The organism is Paracidovorax avenae ATCC 19860 (assembly GCF_000176855.2).
Lineage (GTDB): Bacteria > Pseudomonadota > Gammaproteobacteria > Burkholderiales > Burkholderiaceae_C > Paracidovorax > Paracidovorax avenae.
In genome coordinates this window covers 4,765,868-4,786,536 of sequence record NC_015138.1, presented here as the reverse complement: position 1 = coordinate 4,786,536, position 20,669 = coordinate 4,765,868, and the positions used below count along the sequence as shown (strand labels likewise).

Below are 20,669 nucleotides of genomic sequence, written 5' to 3'. Positions count from 1 at the left end.
TGGACGGAGGAGGCATTTTCCCGCCAGACCGGATCCGGAAGGCCTTGATAATCCGCGGCCGGCCCCCAGATGGCCGGGCGTTCCCCTTTTCGTTGCGAACCTCTACAAGAGCCATCCACCAACCATGAGCAAGCACACCCATTCCTTCCAGGCCGAAGTCGCGCAGCTGCTGCACCTGGTCACCCACTCGCTGTATTCCAACCAGGAAATCTTCCTGCGCGAGCTGATCTCGAATGCGTCCGACGCCTGCGACAAGCTGCGCTTCGAGGCCCTGAACAACGCCGCGCTGTACGAGGATGCGCCCAACCTCGAAGTGCGCGTGTCCTTCGACAAGGCCGCCAGGACCCTCACGATCACCGACAACGGCATCGGCATGAGCGAGCAGGAGGCCATCGACCACCTGGGCACGATCGCCAAGAGCGGCACCAAGGACTTCATGAGCCGCCTCTCGGGCGACCAGAAGCAGGACGCCCAGCTCATCGGGCAGTTCGGCGTGGGCTTCTACTCGGGCTTCATCGTCGCCGACAAGATCACCGTGGAATCGCGCCGCGCGGGCCTGAAGCCCGAAGAGGGCGTGCGCTGGACCAGCGGCGGCACGGGCGATTTCGAGGTGGAGACCATCACGCGCGCCGAGCGCGGCACCAGCATCATCCTGCACTTGCGCGAGGAGGCCGAGGAGTTCCTGAACGCCTGGAAGCTCAAGCAGGTCATCGGCAAGTACTCCGACCACATCAGCCTGCCCATCCTCATGGAGAAGGAGGAGTGGAAGGAGAGCGAGAAGGAAGGCGAGCCCGGCCAGATGGTGAAGACCGGCGAGTGGGAGGCCGTGAACAAGGCCAGCGCCCTGTGGACGCGCCCCAAGAAGGACATCACCGACGAGCAGTACCAGGAGTTCTACAAGGCCATCAGCCACGACCACGAGAACCCGCTCACCTGGAGCCACAACCGCGTGGAGGGCAACACCGAATACACGCAGCTGCTCTACATCCCCGCGAAGGCGCCGTTCGACCTGTGGAACCGCGACAAGAAGGCCGGCGTGAAGCTCTACGTGAAGCGCGTGTTCATCATGGATGATGCCGAAGCGCTCATGCCCACATACCTGCGCTTCGTGAAGGGCGTGATCGACTCGGCCGACCTGCCGCTCAACGTCAGCCGCGAGCTGCTGCAGGAAAGCCGCGACGTGCGCGCCATCCGCGAGGGCTCCACCAAGCGCGTGCTCTCCATGCTCGAAGACCTGGCCAAGCACGACCGCCACACCGCCGGTGAAGGCGCCGACGGCGTGACCGACGTGGTGAGCGAGGAGGACAAGGCCAAGGAAGGCAAGTACACGCAGTTCTACGCCGAATTCGGCTCGGTGCTCAAGGAAGGCCTGGGCGAGGACTTCGGCAACCGCGAGCGCATCGCGAAGCTGCTGCGCTTCGCCTCCACCACCACGGACACCACCACCGTCTCGCTGGCCGACTACAAGGCCCGCATGAAGGAAGGCCAGGAGGCGATCTACTACATCACCGCCGACACCCTGGCCGCCGCCAAGAACAGCCCGCAACTCGAGGTCTTCAAGAAGAAGGGCATCGAGGTGCTGCTGATGGCCGACCGCGTGGACGAGTGGGCGCTCAACTACCTGCACGACTTCGACGGCACGCCCCTGCAGTCCGTGGCCAAGGGTGCGGTGGATCTGGGTACGCTGCAGGACGAGGCCGAGAAGAAGGCCGCCGAAGAGGCTGCCGAGGCCTTCAAGCCCGTGCTGGCGAAGCTCAAGGAAGCCCTGAAGGACCGGGCCGAGGACGTGCGCGTGACCACGCGCCTCGTCGATTCGCCCGCCTGCCTCGTGGTGCAGGAGCACGGCATGAGCACCCAGCTCGCACGCCTGATGAAGCAGGCCGGCCAGTCGCTGCCCGACGCCAAGCCCGTGCTGGAAGTGAACCCCGAGCATGCGCTGGTGAAGAAGCTGGACGGCAGCGTGCACTTCCACGATCTGGCGCACATCCTCTTCGACCAGGCCCTGCTGGCCGAAGGCGGGTTGCCGGAAGACCCGGCCGCGTACGTGAAACGGGTGAATGCGCTGCTGGTGTAAGACCAGGCGAGCGGGCTGACAGGCCTGCGCTGCAGGCCGCCCCGCCTGCACACCGGAGCCGCGGAAGGCAGGCATGCCTTCCGCGGCTTTTTCGTGGGCGCGTTTTCGCGTTGGTGCGCGCAGTCAGTTCGCGGGCAGGCGGTCCGGCAGGTCCAGCAGGTCCAGCATGCCTGCGCACTCTGCGCAGCGGAGGTAACGGCCCTGTGCCTGTTCCCTGCTGCCCTCCACGATGGGGGTCAGCAGGGCCGTGCCGGCATCGTTGGCGATGCCCAGGCTGGCGGTGCGGCCGTCCTGGAAGCGGATGCGGGCTTCCGTATAGCAGTCGCCCACGAGGAAATCTTCGTGCAGGGCCGCCCGGCGGGTGACGGGGCGGGCGTGTGCGAGAAACCGGCGTACGTCGCTTTCGGCCAGCGGCCGGACGCCTGCACAGGGAGCCGCGTCTCCTGCCGCGGTTTGCGCGTTGGCGCGGGTGATCTGGATGGATGCCACGGGAGCGATGGCATGGGTTTTATCGACGGCGCGCGGTGGCTCGGGTGCCTGCCCCGCGTTGCATAGATGCGCGGCCAGGCATAGGGCCGCGGCGGAATATATTTTTAACGCCATACTGCAGTATTTTGAAAATTTGTAAGCGCTGGCGGTTTTTCAGATCAAAATCCCGCTACACATAGATATAGATCTACAGTGAACGACATGGCAGATCAGAAAAGCAGGAAATTTCCCCAGTAGTTGGTGAGTGCGCGTTGAGCTTGCTTGCCCTCGTAGCTTTCCGCCGGGAGAAGGTTGCTGCATTGACTAAAAATGTGGCCACCAGTTTAGACTGTATAGGATTGATCTTTTCAAAAGAAAGATATTTTATTTCCAGCTTTTTCTTTCCTTTCAAGGAGTCGTCCAGGTTTTCTGGCGTATGCTCATCGAATCCATTCTCCAAGTCAAACATCAGGTAAATGAAAAACTCGTTGTCTATATTATTGAGATCGAAGAAATATTTGAGAAATACAGGTAAATAATAGATGCCACCGATGGTTGTTAATCTGGAGTGTTGTATATAAATATCTTCAATTTTTTCGATGTCTACTTCGGTCCACTTCTTTCCATTAAATAATGAGAGAAACCGTAGATAATCTTCTCTGTCATCTTCTGTAAAAGTGTTTTTTATAAATAATTCACCTTCTGGGTAACTTTCAGGGAAGGCCGCTAGCAGCATGCTTTCATAGCGCTTTGCTAGAGATGGCGCTAAAGAAGCCGCCTTCTTTCTTTCCTTTAGGATTTGAAGGTTGACTGGATTATTCTCTACCATTGGCGTCCCGTACATTTACCGACGATTCTCATAAGTTCATTGATTTGCTTGTTGTGACCAGCGTCGCCACCTGCAAAGCATTTTTTTGCAATGTTGATTCTTGCGTCAATGCATCTTTGTAATTTTTCTGTCTTCTGATGCTGAATTCGGATTCAGTGCAGATTCAGTCGTAGGAACGCGGCTCAGGTTGTCTGCCAAATCCTCCTGTCTGGTGCTCTGCGAACCTCATTGGGTTTCAGAGCAGCGGAGCACCACCGAAAGTGGCTGCGCGAGACCGCTACACGGGCTTCATGAGAGCGCGCCATTGGCGGTGGAAGATACCCTGGGCAGCAGCAAGGGCTGTTTCAATTGCATCATCTGCCTCACCGGATTAATTGGAATCCGTAGTCAGTCTCGCGCACACGATGGATATTCAGTTCAGTCACAGCTGCTGGGTCGATATCCCTCTCGGACGCACCGTACACATCAAACGTGCCGCATTGGTGATGTTCGTCAACGTCGAACAAAACCCGAGAAAACATATCCATTCTCGATTCGCCAGGATGTGCAAAAAAAATGGTCAGCGGGAACTGGTGCTGCTGCCTTGCATCGTCAATCGCCTTCGCATTTGCCGTGCTGTCAATAGCCCACACAGGCATGAATGCCGCCAGTTTCATGATTTTCTCTCGCGCATCCATCTCAAAGATGACCGCTACAGATTGCGCCTCAGTAGAATTCATGGATTTTGCCCCGAAGTTCTGCCATGAGGCCATGACGATATAGGCCAACCATTGTCACGTTTGTCCCCATCCCAGTTATGCCCATGAGGGCTGCCTTGTCCATGGTCATGATCCCAATCGATATCGTACTCTGGCTTGCCATCACTTCCGTATTTTCGCTCTTGGCCGCTACCAGGGTTCACATGACAAGAGCCTGGCTCTCCGGTATTGGGCGTCTTCCCTGGCCTGTTAAATATCTTGTCCAGTCCTATAAGCGCCCCACCAAGCCCCGCGCCAATTAGCAGGTCGGTGCCGGTGATGGCTGGGATGAGCGGCAGCAGCATCGCGAACTGCCCAGTCGGGTCAACGTACTTAATCGGATTGCCAGTTGCATATGCATAATAGTTCAAACCACCGTTCAATCCAACCGGGTCCTGCGTTACATACTGACTAGCCCTGGGGTCGTAGTATCGGAAGCGGTTGTAATGCAGCCCCGTCTCTACGTCGAGCTGCTGGCCCTGGAATCGGATGGGCTGGCCAATACCGTGCGGATCGTATTCCTGGGAACCTCTCAAAACCCGGCCACTCCCTTGTTCACCGACAAGACCTGAGCCGTCCTCCTTGCCATGATCTCTCCTCGCAGCGCCTTGAAGTTCGATCTGTTTGCCGAGGCGTCGCGCCAGCATAAGAGAGATGAAGTGGGCGATCCGTTGCAGGTGATCGCGCGGCACATCGACTTCGCCGAGCTGGCGCGGCTGGTGGATGCACTCATCGAGCGCGGCGATGGCCGCAAGGGTGGTCGGCCGGCCTATCCCATCGAGGTGATGGTGCGCATCCTGGTCTTGAAGCGCCTGTACAACCTGTCGGACGAGCAGATGGAATACCAGTTGCTGGACCGGGCGAGCTATCAGCGCTTTTGTCTGCTGCAAGACGCGATGAACGTGCCGGACCGCAACACGATCTGGCGCTTCGGCGAGCGGCTGGGCGTTGACGGGGCGACGGCGTTGTTCCAGGGTGTGGATGCGCAACTGCACCGCCATGGCTACATCGCCCGTGGCGGACAGGCCATCGATGCCACGCTGGTGCCCGCGCCCCGCCAGCGCCTGGACAGGCAGGAGCGCGAGGCCCTGGCCGAAGGCAGAACGCCCGATTGGAGCGAGGCCGAGCGCCGGCAAAAGGATGTGGACGCCACGCACACGAAGAAGCACGGCAAGGGCTACTTCGGCTACAAGCTCAGCGTGAGCGTGGACCTCAAGCACGGCTTCATCCGCAGGATCGCCACGGGCACGGCCAGCGAGCATGACGGACACCACTTCGACGAGGTGCTGGACCTGCACAACACCGGGCGTGCAGTGCATACGGACAAGGCCTACGCGAGCCGGCAGCGCCAGCAGCTACTCAAGGTGCTGGGCTTGGTGGACGCGATGCAACGCAGGGCTCGGCCGGGCAAGCCACTGAGCGAGTGCCAGCAAAGGCGCAACCAGCGCATCGCAAAGAAGCGTGCCAAGGTGGAGCATGTGTTTGCCGGTCTCCGTCACCTGGGCGGCAAGTTCGTTCGCACGATCGGGCAGACCCGCGCCACGGTGGCGATGACGATGATGGCTGCCTGCTACAACCTCAAGCGCCTGGCGTCGTTCCTGCATCGGCAAGTGGATGCGTTCTTCAAGCCATCGGCTGCCAAGGCACGGGTGCGCCTGCAACCGTCAAAAAGCGTGAGCCTTGCGGGGGGCAAAGGCCCCTGTACATGGGCTGCGTCCCACCCACCGAGCAGGTGTCCGAGCGCATTCGGGGCGCTGGAATCTGACGACACGCCGGAAAAACTGGCTGGTGGCGGTTGTGAGAGGCTCCCTCCTCGCGCACGGCGCCCCACGCGTGATAGGTCGCGGCCCAGGTGACCAGGCCCGCCTGCGGGCCATTGGCGTCCACCAGGGCGATGGGCGTGCCCAGGTGGTCGCACAGGAAATGGCGGATGAGCGTCGGCGCGGACCGGGCAGCGGACAGCTGGCACCTGCCGACCTCCTGCAGTCCGGATGCCAGCAGCGTGGCCACCTCGGCGGGAAGCACGCCCTGCATACGCGCGATCAGTCCCTCACCGTCCGGTCCCATGGCGCCGTGCAGCGCATCCTGCAGCATTTCGCGCTGCGATGGCGGCAGCGCCGCGAAGAACGCCTGCGCTTCGCCGAGGCCTTCACTCCCCTCCATGGCGAGCAGGGCCTGCATGGCCGTGGGGATGGCCTGCTCACGCTCCAGGCGCAGCAGCGGCGCGAAGGAGCCGGGCTCGTAGAGCACGTGCTGCAGCCCCTGCGGGCTTTCGGTGTGCACGAGGCGGTCGCCGTCCCAGCCGGCATAGGTGGTGGTCGAAGGCTCCGCAGCTGCGTTGCTGTTGTCGTTGCCATGACCGAAGACGGTCTTGGCCAGCCGACGCCCGAAGGGGTCGTAGCGGTAGCAGGCCACCCGCTGCCAGGCGCCACCCGCTGCCTCGCGCTGCCAGACTTCGCGCAACTGGTGCAACGCGTCGTAGCGCAACCGCTGCGCCCGGCCGGCGGCGTGCAGCGCCTGCACCCGGTTGCCGAAGGCGTCGTAGCGGTAGCGGATCAGGATGCCCTTGCCGTCGCTGCCGGCTCCATCGGCGTCCGGTTCGGGCGTGTTCCATCCGATGCGGTTGCCCGGCCAGCGCGTGACCGGGCCAGCACCTTCACCGGGCCCGTCGCCCGCGCGCAGCAGGTCGAAGCCCGCATCGTGCAGGTTCTTGCGCACCTGCCGCGCCCAGTCCTGGCGCTCGGCGCTGGAGGACCCGGCTGCCCGCGCCTCCACGGGCGCGGGCAGGCGGTTGCCCGCTGCGTCCAGCGTCCAGTGCGCCTGTATCTCCGTCGAGCCCGGGCCCGCGCGGTGCAGCCCGCTCAGGCGCTGCCAGGCGTCGTAGCCGTAGCGCGTGGCCTCGCCCGGGGTCTGCACGCCCACCAGTTGGCCCAGCGGGTCGTACCAGTAGCGGCGCTGGGCGAGTGTGGAGAGGGGACCCAGCGCCGGGGCGATGCGGCCCGCGGCGGACGAGGGGCCCGTATCGGAGTCGTTGGCGTCACCGGTCGTTGGCATGGGCGCCCCATGGCGCAGGCCGCGCCAGTCCTGGTGCAGCATCCGGCCCATCGGGTCCAGCTGCCGTGCATGCACGATCGCCGTCAGGTCTGCGTTGTCCTGGCCTTCCAGCAGGTGCAGCGTGCGCCCCACCTCGCGGTGCAGGGCATCGCGCTCCCAGTCCACCAGCGGCTGGCCGTCCAGCAGCAGCCCGTGCACGTGGCCCGAACCGTAGGCCAGCCACTGCAGCGTGCCCAGCCCTTGCGCCTGCGTGGCCGTGCGCTGGCCCAGCGGGCCCAGGGTGTGGGTGATCGCGTGCTCGAACTCCACGGGGGGCTCGCCCCCCGTATGGGATGCCTGCGGCTGGGTGGCTTGGCGGTACAGCGTCTGCGTCTCTCCGCAGACGCGCCCGAAGGCATCGCGCGCGAGGGCCACGCGGGCCTCGGGTTGCAGACGCTGCGCCTGCAGCGCGGCCGCCAGCGGAGCCTGGGCCGGGTCGCCCGGGCGGTCCAGCAGGGACAGTAATCCTTGCGTGTCCAGCGCCAACCACCGTTCGGCGAGGGGGATGGGTCGATCCGTGGCAGCGCCTGGGAGTGCGGAGCTGACAGGCAATGCCATGGGCTCGATCCCGTGCGGCAGTTCTGCCTCCCAGGTGCGCGTCTGCTGCAATGCTCCGGCTGGGCTGTGTTCAAAGCGCTGGATTTGCAGCACGGCGTGCGGTTCAGCCGCTGGGTTGTCGGATACATCCACACTGGACGCTGCTCCCGGTGCCGGCAGCCGCACGGCGACACGCGCCACCAACCGGCCGCCCAGATCGTAGTGCAGCCGCGTGCGCACCACTGCGCCCAACTCCGGCCGCGCCGCCGCTCCCGGGTGGTGGCCCTCGCCATGCCCATCACCCGTGTGCGTGAGCTGGCCCGCCGCGTCGTAGCCATACACCTGGCTGCGCCCATCGAAGCCCACTTCCTGCACCAGCCGGTCGGCCGCATCGTGCACGAAGCGTGTCACGTCGCCGTTCTCGTTGACGAGCTCCTGCAGCCGCCCGGCCACGTCGTAGCGCAACTGCACGCCCCGGCCCGCCTGCGACTGTTCCACCACGCGGCCCCACAGGTCGTGCCGGTAAGCGATGGTGGTGCTGGTGCCCGCGGGCTCGCCCGTGCCTTCCAGCACGTCGTGCGTGCCGTGGGTGACGGCCTCCATCCGTCCGGCTTCGTTCCAGCGGTAGCGCACCGCCGTGTTGCCCGGCTGCTGCACGCCCACCAGCCGCAGCGCGCCTTGCTGCATCGCGTGGCGCAGTCGTGTGCACTGGCCCAGCGCGTCCACCGCTTCCACCACCTCGCCCCAGGCGCCGTGGCGCCATGTCTGGCTGTGGCCGGAGCAGTCCGTGTGCCGCGCGAGCTGGCCGCAGGCGTTGTAGGCGTACTGGCTGCGCCCGCCCTGGGCGTCGATCATCGCCACGGGCTGGTCGCACCAGGCGAGCGTGTGGGGCGGGAATGTCGTCGCGCCGGTCTCAGCATCCTGCTGGGGTTGTGCGTATTCGAAGCGTGTGGTGAGGGCCTGCAGCGTTGCCGCCTCGTCCGTTCCTCCTTCCGGCAGTATCGCGACCTCCACCAGACGGCCCCAGTCGTCGTAGCGGTAGTGCGTGCGCAGGCCTGCCGCGTCCTGGCTCGCCAGCAGCAGCCCGTCCTGCGCACTGCCCGCCGCGCCCCAGCGCTGCTGGGTGCTGCGGCCATCCGGGCCCTGCACGCCCAGCAGCCGGCCTGCGCCGTCATAGCGCCACCACGTGGTGCGGCCCAGCGCATCGGTGGCAGAGAGGCGGCGGCCGGCGCTGTCGTAGCTGTAGCTGTGTTCGGCCCCGTCCGGGGCCACGAGACGCACCAGGCGCTTGAGCCCGCCTTCGCCCTCGAAGTGGTAGGTCGTGGTGCGCCCCAGGCTGTCGCGCACTACCGTGCTGCTGCGCACCGAGGCGGCAGGTCCATTGCCGTCGGTTATCGGAGAGTGGCCGTAGTCGAAGAAGTACGACAGCCCTTCCTCGTTGTGCTGCTCGGCCACGCGTGCGCCCGGGCGCGCAGGCAATCCCTTGCGCCGGCCTTGCGCGGTCTGGTCCTCGTACACGTAGCGGTGCCGCGGGCCCTGGCGCACCTGGTGTTCCGTCATGCGGTGCCATGCGTCGTAGCCGAAGCGGCGCAATACCGTGCCGTCCTGGCCCAGGACTTCGGCGAGGTTGCCCGCGCCGTCGTAGCGGTAGCGCACCAGCGGTTGCGGGCGCGGGGCCGTGTCGGGTATCAGGCCGGGGTCGAGCGGGTTGAACGTGCAGTCCACGGCCACGAGCCGCACGCCGTCGTCGGGTTGCAGCGAGGGGTGGGGCGCCTTCGGTTTGGCCGATGGGAATGCGGATGCACCGGAGGCGATGCGTTCGTAGTGCAGCGCGTAGCGGCGTCCACTGCCATCGGTGATGCCCACGACGCGGCTCCGGTGCGGGCCTTCGTTGCCCCACTGGTAGCGCTGGCTTCGGCCGAAGCGGTCGATCACTGCATGCAGGACATGATCCGGGGCACTGCCTGCCGGGGTACCGGGCGCTGCCGTCTGTGCGGGCAGGAACACCCAGGCTGTTGCCCCCGCACCGGCAGAGCCCGGCGCGGCGATCACGCAGCCGGGGTTTGCGCGCAGCACCGCCGGAACGTGCGACCACCGGGGCTGCTGCGCCCAGGGCAGCAGTTCGGCCGGGATGGCTGGAGCGGTGGAGGTGTCCGCAACAACCATCCCGCCGCCACGCATCAACCACAGATTCTCACTGCTGCTGTAGAGGGCCTGACCTGGCTCAAGGGCTTCATCGAACGTGATCGCCCGCCCCGTCGCATCGAAGAGCACCGCGCGCTCTTCCTGCAGCACCACCCGCAGTTCCAGCGGCAGCTTCCAGCCGTACCCCAGCAGCCCGCACGCCGCGCCGTGCTCTGCATTCACATAGCTGCTGTACACCCGTTGCCACGCCAGCGGCAGCGGCCCCGGCAGCGCGAAGTCCAGTTCATCGGCCCCGGTCAGCACCTTTGCGCCCAGCGATGGGTTCACCGGGTTGCCCACCGCCATTCCTCCGGGGCACTCCGAGCACGCCACGCCGCCTGCCGAGCCGATCAGCACCGTCGCCGAGCCCTGGACGATCGTGCCGCCTTTTTTGGTCAGGTCGCCCTGGCGGGCTGCGGGTTTGCCGCTCATGTCATCACTCCCTCGTCAGTTATCGTTATGGACCGCAACCTCCCGGACTGCGGTCGAGTCCATTGAAACGGCCGGGATCATAAATTTCTATAATTGATCGAAAGGTTGCGCCAGGTAACTTTTGTTCCTGAAGGTGGATGGGTTGGGTCTGCACCAAACATGCATGAGGCGCTGACCGGGCGGCTCCCCAACGCTCCCGGATAATGCGCAGCGATCCCCACCCCCTCCGCGGAGCCCCACGCCATGCTGCGCTTCTTCCTCATCTTCCTCACCCTCCAGCTCACCCTGTTCGGCATCAACATGCTCAACTGGGTGCAGGAGCACCTGGTGCTGCCGTGGACGGCGCTGCTCGCGCGCATCTGCGCGACGATGGTGATGTGGTTCGACAGCTCGGCCGCGGCGGCGGGCAAGGTGCTGTGGAACCACCAGACAGGCTTCGGCGTGTCGATCGAGGCGGGCTGCAACGGGATAGAGGCCTGCATCGTGCTGTTCGCGGCGGTGATGGCGTTCCCCTCCACCTGGCGGCACAAGCTGGTCGGGCTGGCGGCGGGCTTCGTGGCGGTGCAGGCGCTCAACATCGTGCGGGTGATCAGCCTGTTCTACCTGGGCCAGTGGAGCACGACGGTGTTCAATTTCGCGCACGAGTACCTCTGGCAGGCGCTGATCATGGTGGACGTGCTTATCGTCTGGCTGCTGTGGGTGCGCGCGGGCAGCAAGCCGTCCGCCGGCTCCCCGCCCGGCCCGGGCGCGCCGCCGGCCACGCCCCCGGCCGCGGCCCTGGCCTGAGGCAGCGCGACCGCGATGCGCCGCGCCGCCAGCCTGAAGGCCTTCGTCATCGGCCTCTTCATCGGGGTCGTCGTGCTCACGCTCGCGTGGACGCGGGTGTCGCCCTGGACGTCCTACCCCGCCGGCATGGTGGCCGGCGTGGCGCTGGAGCGCACGGCCCCCGGCTGGGTGCGCGAGGCGCGGCTCGCCCCCGGGCGGCTGGAGGTGGACACCTCGGTGGCCATCGCCACGCCCCAGACGGGCAACCAGCCGGTGGAGATCACCCTCGAATCCGACCCGGGCCGCTACGCCTACGGGCTGCCGATCTTCCTGGCGCTGCTCCTGGCCGCGCGCGGGCCCGGGCGCACGGTGCGCGCGCTGGCCGGCTATGCGCTGCTGCTGCCGCTGCAGGCCTTCAGCCTGTGCATGCAACTGCTGATGCAACTGCTGCTGACGGCGCAGTTCGACGTGCGCACGCTGCGCGTGGCGCAGTGGCAGATGGAGGCCCTGGTCTATGGCTACCAGCTGGGCTCGCTGGTAGTGCCCACGCTCGCGCCGATCCTGGTCTGGCTCTGGCTGGACCGGGCGTTCGTGAACGAGGTAGTGATCGGCGCATGGAAGCGTTCGCTGTCCGGCCGGGTTGCGGCGCCTGCCGGTGCGCCTGCGGCACCGGCTTCGGCGCCCGAGGCCACGGCGGTCCCTGGCAAGGACGCAGCACAGGTCCCCGCCACGGCTTCCGGACCGGCTGCAGAGGCTCCCGCAGCCGGCACCCCGCTGGCGCCCGAGCGGTCCATCGGTGGCGTTCCGGTGTCGTCTAGCGCCTCTGCGGGCCTGCCCCCGCGCCGGCCCCTGCGCTGACTTTCCTGCCCGGCAGTGTGGCGGCCGAGTCACACCGGGGCCGGCCGACACGGCCGTGCCGCCGGGCGCTGCCAGAATGCCGGCCCATGCGTAGCTTCCTGCCCCTGTCCTTTCCCGCGCCGGCCCGTTTCCGCGTTCCGTTCCTGACCGCCGCCTTGCTGGCCATCCCCGCCGCCGGAGCCTGGGCCGCGGCCCCGGACGACTCCCCCGCCGCTGCGCCCGCGGCCGCCGCAGCAGCAGAGGATGGTGACTCCTCCGCCGAGCCGCGCGTGGCCCTGCACGCCCAGACCACCTATGTCTGGCAGCGCAAGCCGGCCTTCGATGCGGCCTACACCGGCCCGAACAGCCTGGTGCCCACGCGCGAGCGCTCGTATTCCTTCACCGCCACGGCCGACCTGGCGGTGCGGCCCTGGGAAGGGGGGCAGCTGCACTTCAACCCGGAGGCCGCGCAGGGCGTGCCGCTGTCGCGCCTGACGGGGGCGGGCGGGCTCTCGAACGGCGAACTGGCGCGCTCTTCCGGGGCGCAGCTCAAGGCCTACCGCGCGCGGCTCTTCCTGCTGCAGCGCTGGAACGCGGGCGGCGAAACGGAGAAGATCGACGCGGATTTCAACGAGATGGGCGGCACGGCCACCGCGCGCCGCTGGACGCTGGTGCTGGGCAACGTTTCGCTGCTGGATTACTTCGATCCGAACCCCTATGCCAAGGACCCGCGCGAGCAGTTCTTCAACTGGTCGTTCCTGGCGCCGGGGCCATGGGATTACGCCGCCGATGCGCGCGGCTACACCTGGGCCGGCATCCTCGAGTACCGCACGCCGCAGTGGGCCGTGCGCGGCGGCCGGGGGCTGCAGCCCCGCGAATCCAACGGGCCGAAGCTCGACCGCGCCTGGCTGCGCCACTACGGCGACCAGATCGAGGCCGAGTCGAACCTGCCCGTGGCGCTGCCGGCGGGCCCGCTACGCGGTCGCGTGCTGTGGTTCCGCAACCGGGCGGTGATGGGGGCCTTCGACGATGCGGTGGCGCTCGGGCAGGCGACCGGCACGGTGCCGGACGTGGGCGCGGTGCGCCGGCTGCAGACCAAGACCGGCTGGGCCGTGACCCTGGAGGCGCCGCTGGGTGAGGATGCCGGCGTGTTCGTGCGTGCGGGCCGCAGCAGTGGCCGCCAGGAAACGTACGCGTTCACCGAGATCGACCGGCAACTGTCGGTGGGCGGCCAGTGGTCCGGCGCGGCCTGGGGGCGGCCGGCGGACCGCATGGGCGCGGCCCTGGCGGTGAATGGATTGTCCGGCAGCCACCGCGACTACCTCGCGGCCGGCGGGCAGGGCGCCTTCCTGGGCGACGGCGCGTTGAACTATGGCAGGGAGCGGGTCTGGGAGGTGTATTACCGCGTGGCCATGCCGCCGGTGCAGACGGCCGCCGGTGCGCTGCAGTCGGCCGTGTCGCTGGGCGCCCAGCGCATCCAGAACCCGGGCTACAACCGCGACCGCGGTCCGGTGGATATTTTCTCGGTACGGCTGCACGCGGAGTTCTGAGCACTCCTTTTTTCACGCCGTGGCGCCGGCCTCCTCGGCGCGGGCCCGCCACCCGTGGGGCCGCAGCGCATGGGCCTGCAGTTGCTCCAGCCCTTCGCCGAGGGCTTCGCGCACGGCCTCCAGCAGCCCGGCGGGGGGCGCCTGCCCGTCGCCCGCGGCCAGTGACTGCACGGCGGCCTCTTCCAGCAGCCGGGTGAGGCCGCCCAGGCGCTCGAGTCCGAAGCTGCCGGCCGTGCCGCCCCAGTCGTGCGCTTCCTGCCGCAGGGTGGGCCAGTCGCGCTCCCGCCAGGCCTGGTCGATCCGGCGCATCCGTGCGTCGCATTGGCGGACGAAGCGTTCGCGCAGTGCTGCGAGGTGATCGGACGACAGCAGGCCTGCCAGGTCTTCCAGCGGGGCCGCATCGAAAGCGGGCAGGGACCGGACCTCCTGCAGGCCGGGGCCCGCTGCCCCCGTGTCCGAAGTCGGTGTGTGCGCTGGCGCAGGCGGCGCCCCGCGGGCGCCGGAGGGCGCGATCCAGCGGGCCAGCATCGTCCACAGCGGCAGTTCCAGCACCGGCTTGGGCAGGTGGTCGTCCATGCCGGCCGCGCGCGCCCGCTCCACGTCCAGCGCCGCGGCATTGGCGGTCATCGCGATCACCGGGAGGGCGGCGAACCGCGGGTCGTCGCGCAGGCGGCGGGTGGCGGTGAGGCCGTCCATGACGGGCATCTGCATGTCCATGAGCACGGCGTCGTAGGTGCCGTCGGGCGCCCGGGCCAGCCGTTCGAGTGCCTGCGCGCCATCGTTGGCGGTGTCCACCTGCAGGCCGCCGGCCTCCAGCAGGCCGGTGGCGACGAGGCGGTTGAGTTCGTTGTCGTCCACCAGCAGGACGCGCCGGCCCGCCAGCGCGGCCGGCGTTCCCGATGGGAGCGCCGGGGCCACGGCCGCCGGGGCGGTGCCGTCCGCGGCGCGCCGTACCCGGACGGTGAACCAGAACGTGCTGCCCAGGCCCGGCGTGCTGTCCACGCCCGTGTCTCCGCCCATGTGGCGCGCCAGACGGCGCGAGATGGCCAGGCCCAGCCCGGTGCCGCCGAAGCGGCGCGTGATGGTCGCGTCGGCCTGGTGGAAGGGCTGGAACAGGTGCTCCCGCTGCAGCGGCGTGAGGCCGATGCCGGTGTCCCGCACGGTACCCCGCAGCACGACCGTGCCATCGGGCTCCTGCGCCGCGGCCTCCAGCGTGACGGCCACCTCGCCCGTTTCGGTGAACTTGATGGCGTTGTTCACGAAGTTCATCAGGATCTGCGCGATGCGGTGCGCGTCGCCCACGAGGTGGGCCGGAAAGGCGTCCGGCAGCCCGACGCGCAGCGCCAGGCCCTTGTCGCGGGCGCGCGGCTCGAACAGCTCGCTCAGGTCGGCCAGCAGCTGGCGTGCGTCGAACTCCGCATGCTCGAGCACGAGGTGCCCCCCGTCGATCTTGGAGAAGTCCAGGGTGTCGTCCACGATGCCCAGCAGGCGCCGGCCGGCGCGGTAGAGCTGCTCCACGCGCTCCTGCTGCGCGGGCGGCAGGGGCTCCTTGAGGGCGAGCTGGGCCAGCCCGAGGATGGCATTGAGCGGGGTGCGGATCTCGTGGCTCATCACGGCGAGGAACGTGGCTTTCTCCTCGGCCACCTGCGCGAGCGCGCGGGCCTGGTTGCGCTGCTCGGTCACGTCGAGCCACACGCCGTTGAACAGCACGGCGCCGTCGGGCAGGGCCCGCGCGGTGGCCAGTGTCTTGATCCACCGGGTGTGTTCTCCGCGCTGCACCTCCACGTCGAAATCCAGGGGTTCCAGCGTGCGCAGGCTGTGCGCGAAAGCCTCGTGCAGCAGGGCGCCGGAGGCTTCGTCGAGGCCGTAGGCAGCGTGCAGGGGCTCCTGCAAACCGAGCAGTTCCTGGGCACTGCGGCCCTGCAGGTCCCCGGCCTTCTCGCTCACGAACAGGAACCGGTGGTCCTTGCCGCCCGCCTCCATGCGCAGCTGGAACACGGCACCTGGAATGGCGCTGGTGAGGTCGATCAACTGCTCCGACAGGCGCCGCGCCTCGGCGCTGGCCGCGAGTTCGACGGCGAGCCGGTCTTCGCGCTGCATGCTGTCCTTGAACACTTTCAGGGCCTTGGCCATGGTGCCCACCTCGTCGCGCCGGTCGGTGCCGGTGATGGGGTCGTCGTAGTGCCGGTCGGTGAGGCGTTCCATGTGCCGTGTGAGCAGCGTGATGGGGCGCGAGATCTGTGAGACGGCCACCCAGGTGGACAGCGCGATCACCAGCGCCAGGCCGCCGGCCACCGCCAGCGCGGTGTAGAGGATCGTGCTGCTGGTCAGGCGCCCGAGCTGCACCGATGCCGTCCGGAAGCGGTCGGTGGATTCGTCGCGCTGCCGGTTCATGGCCTGCTGCAGCGTGCGCAGCGCGGGCTCGAATTCGCCGTGGATGATTTCCAGCGCCCGGTCGCCGCGCCAGCGGGCGGCGGCCTCCACTATGCGTGCGGCCAGCGTGAAGGCATGGGCCGCCTGCCCGCGGATCGATCCCAGCGCGCCGGCATCCCCGGGCACGAGCCGCTCGGTGGTGTCGATCTGCGCCTCGAACTGCGCCTGCAGCCGCTGCAGCGTGGCGAGTGCCGCGCGCATGGTGTTCTCGTCCTGTTCGGTGAGCACCGCATAGACGAGGCGGCTCGACTCGCCGAGCAGCAGGGCCGCATCGCTCACGTGCAGGGCGCTCTGGGCCTCGCGGTCGATGAGGCCCTGGTAGTCGTCGGTGATGTGCCCCATGGTCCGGGTGGTGTAGAGCGCGGTCGCGATGGAAATCACGCCCATCAGTGCCACGAGGAACACGATCTTGGCGGTGAGCGGCAGGTGAGACAGCGGGCGGGTGCGGACCATGCGGCGGCTCCGGGCAAAGGTGGCGAAAGATGACGGGCGGGCGGGACGTGACGGCGGGGCCGCCGGGCGGCTCAGCGGTCGGCTCCGCGGTGGCGGGCGATCGCCTGGCGCAGCTGCGCCACCGCGGCCGGTGTATCGATCCGGCATTGCAGGTGGCGCGTGACCACATCGTAGATGGCGATTTTCACGCTGGATGGATGGGCGTTGCCCATGCCGATGGATCCGAGCAGGCCACGGGAATGCATGGGTGCGCGAGGGCGGAATGGCAGCACAGCGTGCGAAGCCCGCACGTTGTGGCAGGGAACGCACGGCAGAGCAGGGATTGTCAACAATTGTTGAATTCCGCAATCGTGGTGATCCATCTCATAGATTCTGCCAACTCCTCGCGCCATGCCGCTCCCCACTCCCGACGCACCTCGCGGTGCTGCAGTGGTGTCGCGGCGTGGCCGGGTCCAGTCCATCACACTCAGGGAGACCGGCATGAATCATTCTTCTCCAGGGCGGGCAGGCGCTTCGGCGCCGCCCGGCACCTGCCGCACCATGCTCGCCAGGGCCGCCGGAGCCACGCGCAGCCTCCGCCTCGGCATCGTCACTGCCGCGCTGGCCCTCGCCGCTGGCGCGGCCCAGGCCCAGAACCAGACCACGGACGTGCTCGTCAACCAGGATGCCGTGCCCGCGTCCGCTTCCGGCCCGGCGGGCGGTACCTTCCACTACGTGGTCAAGGTGCACCACAACACCGGCATCGCCGCCACCGGCGTGCAACTGACGGACACGCTGCCGCTGGGCGCCGTATTCCAGTCCGTCACCACCAGCCCGGCCGGCGCGTCCTGCCTTCCCGCCATCGCGCCCGGCACCACGATCACGGCCGCGAACCAGACCGTGCAGTGCGACCTGGGTACCCTGGCGGTGAACGCCACCAAGGCCGTGGACTTCGCGCTGGTGCTGCCCACCGTGTCCACCAACTGGATCAACAGTGCGCGCGTGACGCGCAACGAGACCGATTCCGACCCCAGCAACGATGCGCTGGACCGCCGCATCACCACCACCGAGGCCGCGGACCTGTCGCTTTCGGTGGCGACCGATCCGCTCGCGCCCCCGGTCAACCCGATCGCACCCGGACAGCAGTACGCCTACCTCGTGGACGTGGGCAACCAGGGGCCCACGGACATCCCGGCCGACGGTCGCGTGCAGGTGACCTTCAGCGTGCCCACCGGCGTCGCGGTGACGCGCGCGGGCGGCACCAACGGCTGGAGCTGCACGCCCGCGGCGTCGAACGCCTCGCCGCTGGTCTCGCCGGGTGCACCCGATCCGGCCACGGTGGTGACCTGCTCGCGTGCCGGAGCGCTCGCGGCAGGCGCCGTGGCGCCCCAGCTTCGCGTGGAGGCCGCGCCCAACGTGACCGGCTCCATCACCACGTCGTTCTCCGTGCAGGGCTACAAGGACGGCTCCACGCAGATGCCCGACGGCCAGCCATCCAACAACACGGATACGGCCGAGGTCAACGTCGCCGGCACGGGCTCGGACGTGTCCATCGCCAAGGCGGTGAACGGCGGCACGACCTACGGCATCGGCGACCAGGTGGCCTACACCCTCACGCCACGGCTCAACGGCGGCATGGCGCTCGACGGCGTGCCCGTGCGCGTGGTCGATACGCTGGGCACGGGGCTGTCCTTCGTGTCCGCCACCGGCACCGGCTGGACCTGCGCCGCCGCGGGCCAGACGATCACCTGCGACCTGCCCGCTGCCACGGTTTCCACCTACACCAACCTGCCGGCGATCACCGTGCGGGCGCAGGTGCTGCAGACGGGCACGCTGGCCAACAGCGCGACCGTGGCGATGACGGGCCGCAACGACCCGAACACCAACAACAACGCCACGCCCGACGTGTTCATCACGGCCACCGACGTGGCCGATCTGCAGATCACCAAGTCCGCGTCCAACTACCAGAACGGGCAGGGCGTCGCCATTCCCATCGGCCAGACCTACCAGTACCGCCTGCGCGTGCGCAACCTGGGGCCGCTGGCCGTACCCGCGACCTCGGGCGCGACGCCGCAGATCCCTTCCATGGTGGTGAGCGATTCCGTGCCTGCGGGCGTGACGCTCACGGGGTTGAACGCGGCCTCCGGCGCGGGCTGGTCCTGCAGTGCCCTGCCGCTCGCCGGGCCCGGCACCTTCAGTTGCGAGCGCGTCGCAGGGCTGGCCGTGAACAGCAATGCGCCGGACATCGTGGTGGATGCCGTGCGTACCACCGCAGGCTCCGCCACCAACAACGCCTGCGTGAACTTCAGCCCCGCCAGCGGCGGCACGCGGCAGGACCCGTGGCTCAACGACCCCGCCCACGGCATCAACTGCCAGGGCATCGGCGTGGGCGCCTCCGACCAGACGCCGGGCAGCGAAGTGTCCGCCGACGTGAGCGTGGTCAAGACCTTCGACAAGGCCTCGGTGCCGGCCGGCGACGTGCTCACCTACACCATGGTGGTGACCAACCAGGGCCCGAATCCTGCCACCAACGTGAGCCTGCGCGATGCGCTGGGCAGCCTGGTATCGAGCAGCGGCTCGCCGGGAGTCGTGTCGGTGAACACCACCGCGGGCACCTGCACGCCCTCGGGCGCGACCAACGCCACCTCGTCCACGCTGCTGTGCCAGCTCGGCACGCTGGCGAGCGGCGCGAGCGCCACGGTGACCGTGGCCGTGCGGCCCACGGTGGCCACCACCGCGCAGCGCAGCAACACCGCCACCGCGTTCTCCGCCGACGTGGTGGACCCGGCGCTGGGCAACAACACCTCGACGGTGCAGAGCGAGGTCACGGCACGCGTGGACCTCGTCGCCTCCAAGACGGTCTCGCCCACGCCGCGCGCCATCTCCGGCGAACCCATCACCTATACGGTGCGCGCGAAGAACAACGGCCCCTCCTCGGCCGAGAACGTCTGGCTGAAGGACACGCTGCCCGCGGGCACCGTGCTGATCGGCACGCCCACGCCCACCGGCGGCGGCACCTGCGATCCGGTGGGCGAGGGCGGCACGCTCAACTGCCGCTGGGGCACCACGGGCGCGAGCATGCTGCTGGCGAACGGCGGGCAGTACGAAGTCACCTACCGCCTGCGGCCTACCACCGCGTGGGCGGCCGGACAGGTGCTGAACAACGAGGTGGAGATCGGTACCGCCACGGACGAGCCCAACCTTGCCAACAACAAGGCCCAGGCCCAGGTCGAGCTGACCCAGCCCGAGCTGGACGTGCTGGTGTCGATGGCGCACAGCGCGGACGCCATCGCGCTTGGCACCGAGACGACCTACACGATCACGGTGAAGAATTCGGGCCCTTCGTACGGCACGAACGTGGTGATGACCGATACCTTCCCGGTCACACACCCGACCAACGGCGCCCCCTCGGCCACCTTCGCCTATACCGGCAACCTGACGGTGGACCGGGGCGGCTCCTGCACGCAGCCCGCCGTGGGCGCGACCTCCGGTAGCGTGGTGTGCACCTTCCCCGGGCTCGCCAAGGACGAGGTCGCGACCATCACGTTCCGCATGAAGGCGCTGAGCCTGCCGGCGGGCGCCGAATCGGGCACGGTGTTCCACAAGGCCGTGGTGGCGGTGCGCGAGACCGAGTTCCTGCGCGGCGGCCAGGACGTGGTGGTGAACAACACCACCTACGACCAGACCTCGACCAAGCGCGACGCGATCGCCACCGACCTGTCGATCACCAAGACCGGCCCCGACGGCCCGCTCGCGCCCGGCGCGGACGTGGACTACGTGCTCACCGTGCGCAACCTCGGACCGCTCACGAGCCAGGGCGCGCAGGCGATCGACGTGCTGCCCCAGGGCCTCGCCTTCGTATCGTCCACCGACTGCACGTTCGCGTCCGGCACGGTGAACTGCACCGTCGGCGAACTGCTGCCCGGCGCGAGCCGCGACTTCCGCTTCAAGGCGAAGCTCGCGTCGCCCTACGACGGCGCACGGCCACTCGTGAACACCGCCACGCTGGACGCACCGGGCGACACCAACCCGGGCAACAACAGCTCGTCCAAGACGACCACCGTGCAGTCGCCGCCGGACCAGCTCGCGACGATCCCGACGCTGTCGCAATGGGGCCTGATCGCGCTGTCCTGCCTGCTCGGCCTGCTGGCCCTGCGCCAGTCCACGCCCGGCCAGCGGCGCGGCCGGTGAGAATGAACGGGGCCGTGAGGCCCTCGTTCAGTGCGCTGCATACGGTCTGCTGCTCTCGCTCTGACGCTGCCTGTCCCGTCAGAAGGCCGCGGAGCAGGCCACGCCAG

Annotated in this window: 14 protein-coding genes and 1 pseudogene; 7 read left to right on the top strand and 8 right to left on the bottom strand. The window is 68.0% G+C overall.

From position 1 onward, the window contains the following. Window positions 1–124 precede the first annotated feature (124 nt). On the top strand, window positions 125–2,074 hold the full coding sequence (gene htpG, locus ACAV_RS20765) for a molecular chaperone HtpG (RefSeq protein WP_013596547.1): 1,950 nt from the start codon (window positions 125–127) through the stop codon (window positions 2,072–2,074). A gap of 123 nt (window positions 2,075–2,197) precedes the next feature. On the opposite strand, the gene ACAV_RS20760 is transcribed toward htpG, so the two are convergent. From ACAV_RS20760 to ACAV_RS25155, 5 genes are all read right to left on the bottom strand, one after another. Continuing rightward, a complete protein-coding gene (locus tag ACAV_RS20760; RefSeq protein WP_157768801.1) occupies window positions 2,198–2,563 on the bottom strand; it encodes a hypothetical protein in 366 nt (121 codons plus the stop codon). Between the two features lie 187 nt (window positions 2,564–2,750). Continuing rightward, a complete protein-coding gene (locus ACAV_RS24780; protein ID WP_157768800.1) occupies window positions 2,751–3,386 on the bottom strand; it encodes a hypothetical protein in 636 nt (211 codons plus the stop codon). Further along, on the bottom strand, window positions 3,365–3,463 hold the full coding sequence (locus ACAV_RS25250; protein ID WP_353611306.1) for a hypothetical protein: 99 nt from the start codon (window positions 3,461–3,463) through the stop codon (window positions 3,365–3,367). Before ACAV_RS25250 ends, ACAV_RS24780 begins: the two co-directional genes overlap by 22 nt. 270 nt (window positions 3,464–3,733) lie before the next feature. Further along, window positions 3,734–4,138 (bottom strand): hypothetical protein, encoded by a 405-nt coding sequence (locus tag ACAV_RS20755; RefSeq protein ID WP_167539387.1) that lies wholly within the window; start codon window positions 4,136–4,138, stop codon window positions 3,734–3,736. Continuing rightward, window positions 4,087–4,560: an RHS repeat-associated core domain-containing protein gene (locus ACAV_RS25155; RefSeq protein WP_244875566.1), complete on the bottom strand. Its 474-nt coding sequence runs from the start codon at window positions 4,558–4,560 to the stop codon at window positions 4,087–4,089. The genes ACAV_RS20755 and ACAV_RS25155 overlap by 52 nt, the downstream gene beginning before the upstream one ends. Between ACAV_RS25155 and ACAV_RS25205 the strand changes: the two genes are divergently transcribed. Beyond that, window positions 4,555–4,680 carry a hypothetical protein gene (locus ACAV_RS25205; RefSeq protein ID WP_280512901.1) on the top strand — a complete coding sequence of 42 codons (126 nt, stop codon included), beginning with the start codon at window positions 4,555–4,557 and terminating at the stop codon, window positions 4,678–4,680. The genes ACAV_RS25155 and ACAV_RS25205 overlap by 6 nt on opposite strands. Window positions 4,681–4,698: 18 nt before the next feature. Next, window positions 4,699–5,730, top strand: a pseudogene (locus tag ACAV_RS24245) (IS5 family transposase); the annotation flags it as partial. A 1-nt stretch (window position 5,731) separates the two neighbouring features. Here ACAV_RS24245 and ACAV_RS20750 read toward each other — a convergent pair. Beyond that, the gene (locus ACAV_RS20750) at window positions 5,732–10,354 is read right to left on the bottom strand and encodes a DUF6531 domain-containing protein (RefSeq protein WP_244875494.1); all 4,623 of its coding nucleotides are present in this window, start codon (window positions 10,352–10,354) and stop codon (window positions 5,732–5,734) included. Between the two features lie 243 nt (window positions 10,355–10,597). Between ACAV_RS20750 and xrtH the strand changes: the two genes are divergently transcribed. The 3 genes from xrtH (at window position 10,598) to ACAV_RS20735 (ending at window position 13,506) form a co-directional block, all read left to right on the top strand. Further along, complete coding sequence (gene xrtH, locus ACAV_RS20745; protein ID WP_013596545.1) at window positions 10,598–11,140, top strand: exosortase H; 543 nt, start codon at window positions 10,598–10,600, stop codon at window positions 11,138–11,140. 15 nt (window positions 11,141–11,155) lie between these two features. After that, window positions 11,156–11,977, top strand: a complete 822-nt coding sequence (locus ACAV_RS20740) for an exosortase H-associated membrane protein (protein ID WP_013596544.1) — start codon at window positions 11,156–11,158, stop codon at window positions 11,975–11,977. A gap of 86 nt (window positions 11,978–12,063) precedes the next feature. Next, window positions 12,064–13,506 (top strand): carbohydrate porin, encoded by a 1,443-nt coding sequence (locus tag ACAV_RS20735; protein ID WP_013596543.1) that lies wholly within the window; start codon window positions 12,064–12,066, stop codon window positions 13,504–13,506. A gap of 12 nt (window positions 13,507–13,518) precedes the next feature. Here ACAV_RS20735 and ACAV_RS20730 read toward each other — a convergent pair whose 3' ends face one another. Continuing rightward, complete coding sequence (locus ACAV_RS20730; protein ID WP_013596542.1) at window positions 13,519–16,392, bottom strand: hybrid sensor histidine kinase/response regulator; 2,874 nt, start codon at window positions 16,390–16,392, stop codon at window positions 13,519–13,521. 71 nt (window positions 16,393–16,463) lie between these two features. Then, a complete protein-coding gene (locus ACAV_RS24775; protein WP_174270283.1) occupies window positions 16,464–16,637 on the bottom strand; it encodes a hypothetical protein in 174 nt (57 codons plus the stop codon). Window positions 16,638–16,872: 235 nt separating this feature from the next. On the opposite strand from ACAV_RS24775, the gene ACAV_RS20725 reads away from it, so the two are divergent. Then, window positions 16,873–20,562, top strand: a complete 3,690-nt coding sequence (locus ACAV_RS20725) for an IPTL-CTERM sorting domain-containing protein (RefSeq protein WP_049791161.1) — start codon at window positions 16,873–16,875, stop codon at window positions 20,560–20,562. Window positions 20,563–20,669 lie beyond the last annotated feature (107 nt).

What these genes read in the sequence shown, in the direction of transcription:
- htpG (WP_013596547.1), top strand. Translation starts at nt 125, where the DNA reads ATGAGCAAGCACACCCATTCCTTCCAGGCCGAAGTCGCGCAGCTGCTG.
- ACAV_RS24780 (WP_157768800.1), bottom strand. Translation starts at nt 3,386, where the DNA reads ATGTACGGGACGCCAATGGTAGAGAATAATCCAGTCAACCTTCAAATC.
- ACAV_RS25205 (WP_280512901.1), top strand. Translation starts at nt 4,555, where the DNA reads ATGCAGCCCCGTCTCTACGTCGAGCTGCTGGCCCTGGAATCGGATGGG.
- ACAV_RS20750 (WP_244875494.1), bottom strand. Translation starts at nt 10,354, where the DNA reads ATGAGCGGCAAACCCGCAGCCCGCCAGGGCGACCTGACCAAAAAAGGC.
- xrtH (WP_013596545.1), top strand. Translation starts at nt 10,598, where the DNA reads ATGCTGCGCTTCTTCCTCATCTTCCTCACCCTCCAGCTCACCCTGTTC.
- ACAV_RS20740 (WP_013596544.1), top strand. Translation starts at nt 11,156, where the DNA reads ATGCGCCGCGCCGCCAGCCTGAAGGCCTTCGTCATCGGCCTCTTCATC.
- ACAV_RS20735 (WP_013596543.1), top strand. Translation starts at nt 12,064, where the DNA reads ATGCGTAGCTTCCTGCCCCTGTCCTTTCCCGCGCCGGCCCGTTTCCGC.
- ACAV_RS20730 (WP_013596542.1), bottom strand. Translation starts at nt 16,392, where the DNA reads ATGGTCCGCACCCGCCCGCTGTCTCACCTGCCGCTCACCGCCAAGATC.
- ACAV_RS24775 (WP_174270283.1), bottom strand. Translation starts at nt 16,637, where the DNA reads ATGCATTCCCGTGGCCTGCTCGGATCCATCGGCATGGGCAACGCCCAT.
- ACAV_RS20725 (WP_049791161.1), top strand. Translation starts at nt 16,873, where the DNA reads ATGAATCATTCTTCTCCAGGGCGGGCAGGCGCTTCGGCGCCGCCCGGC.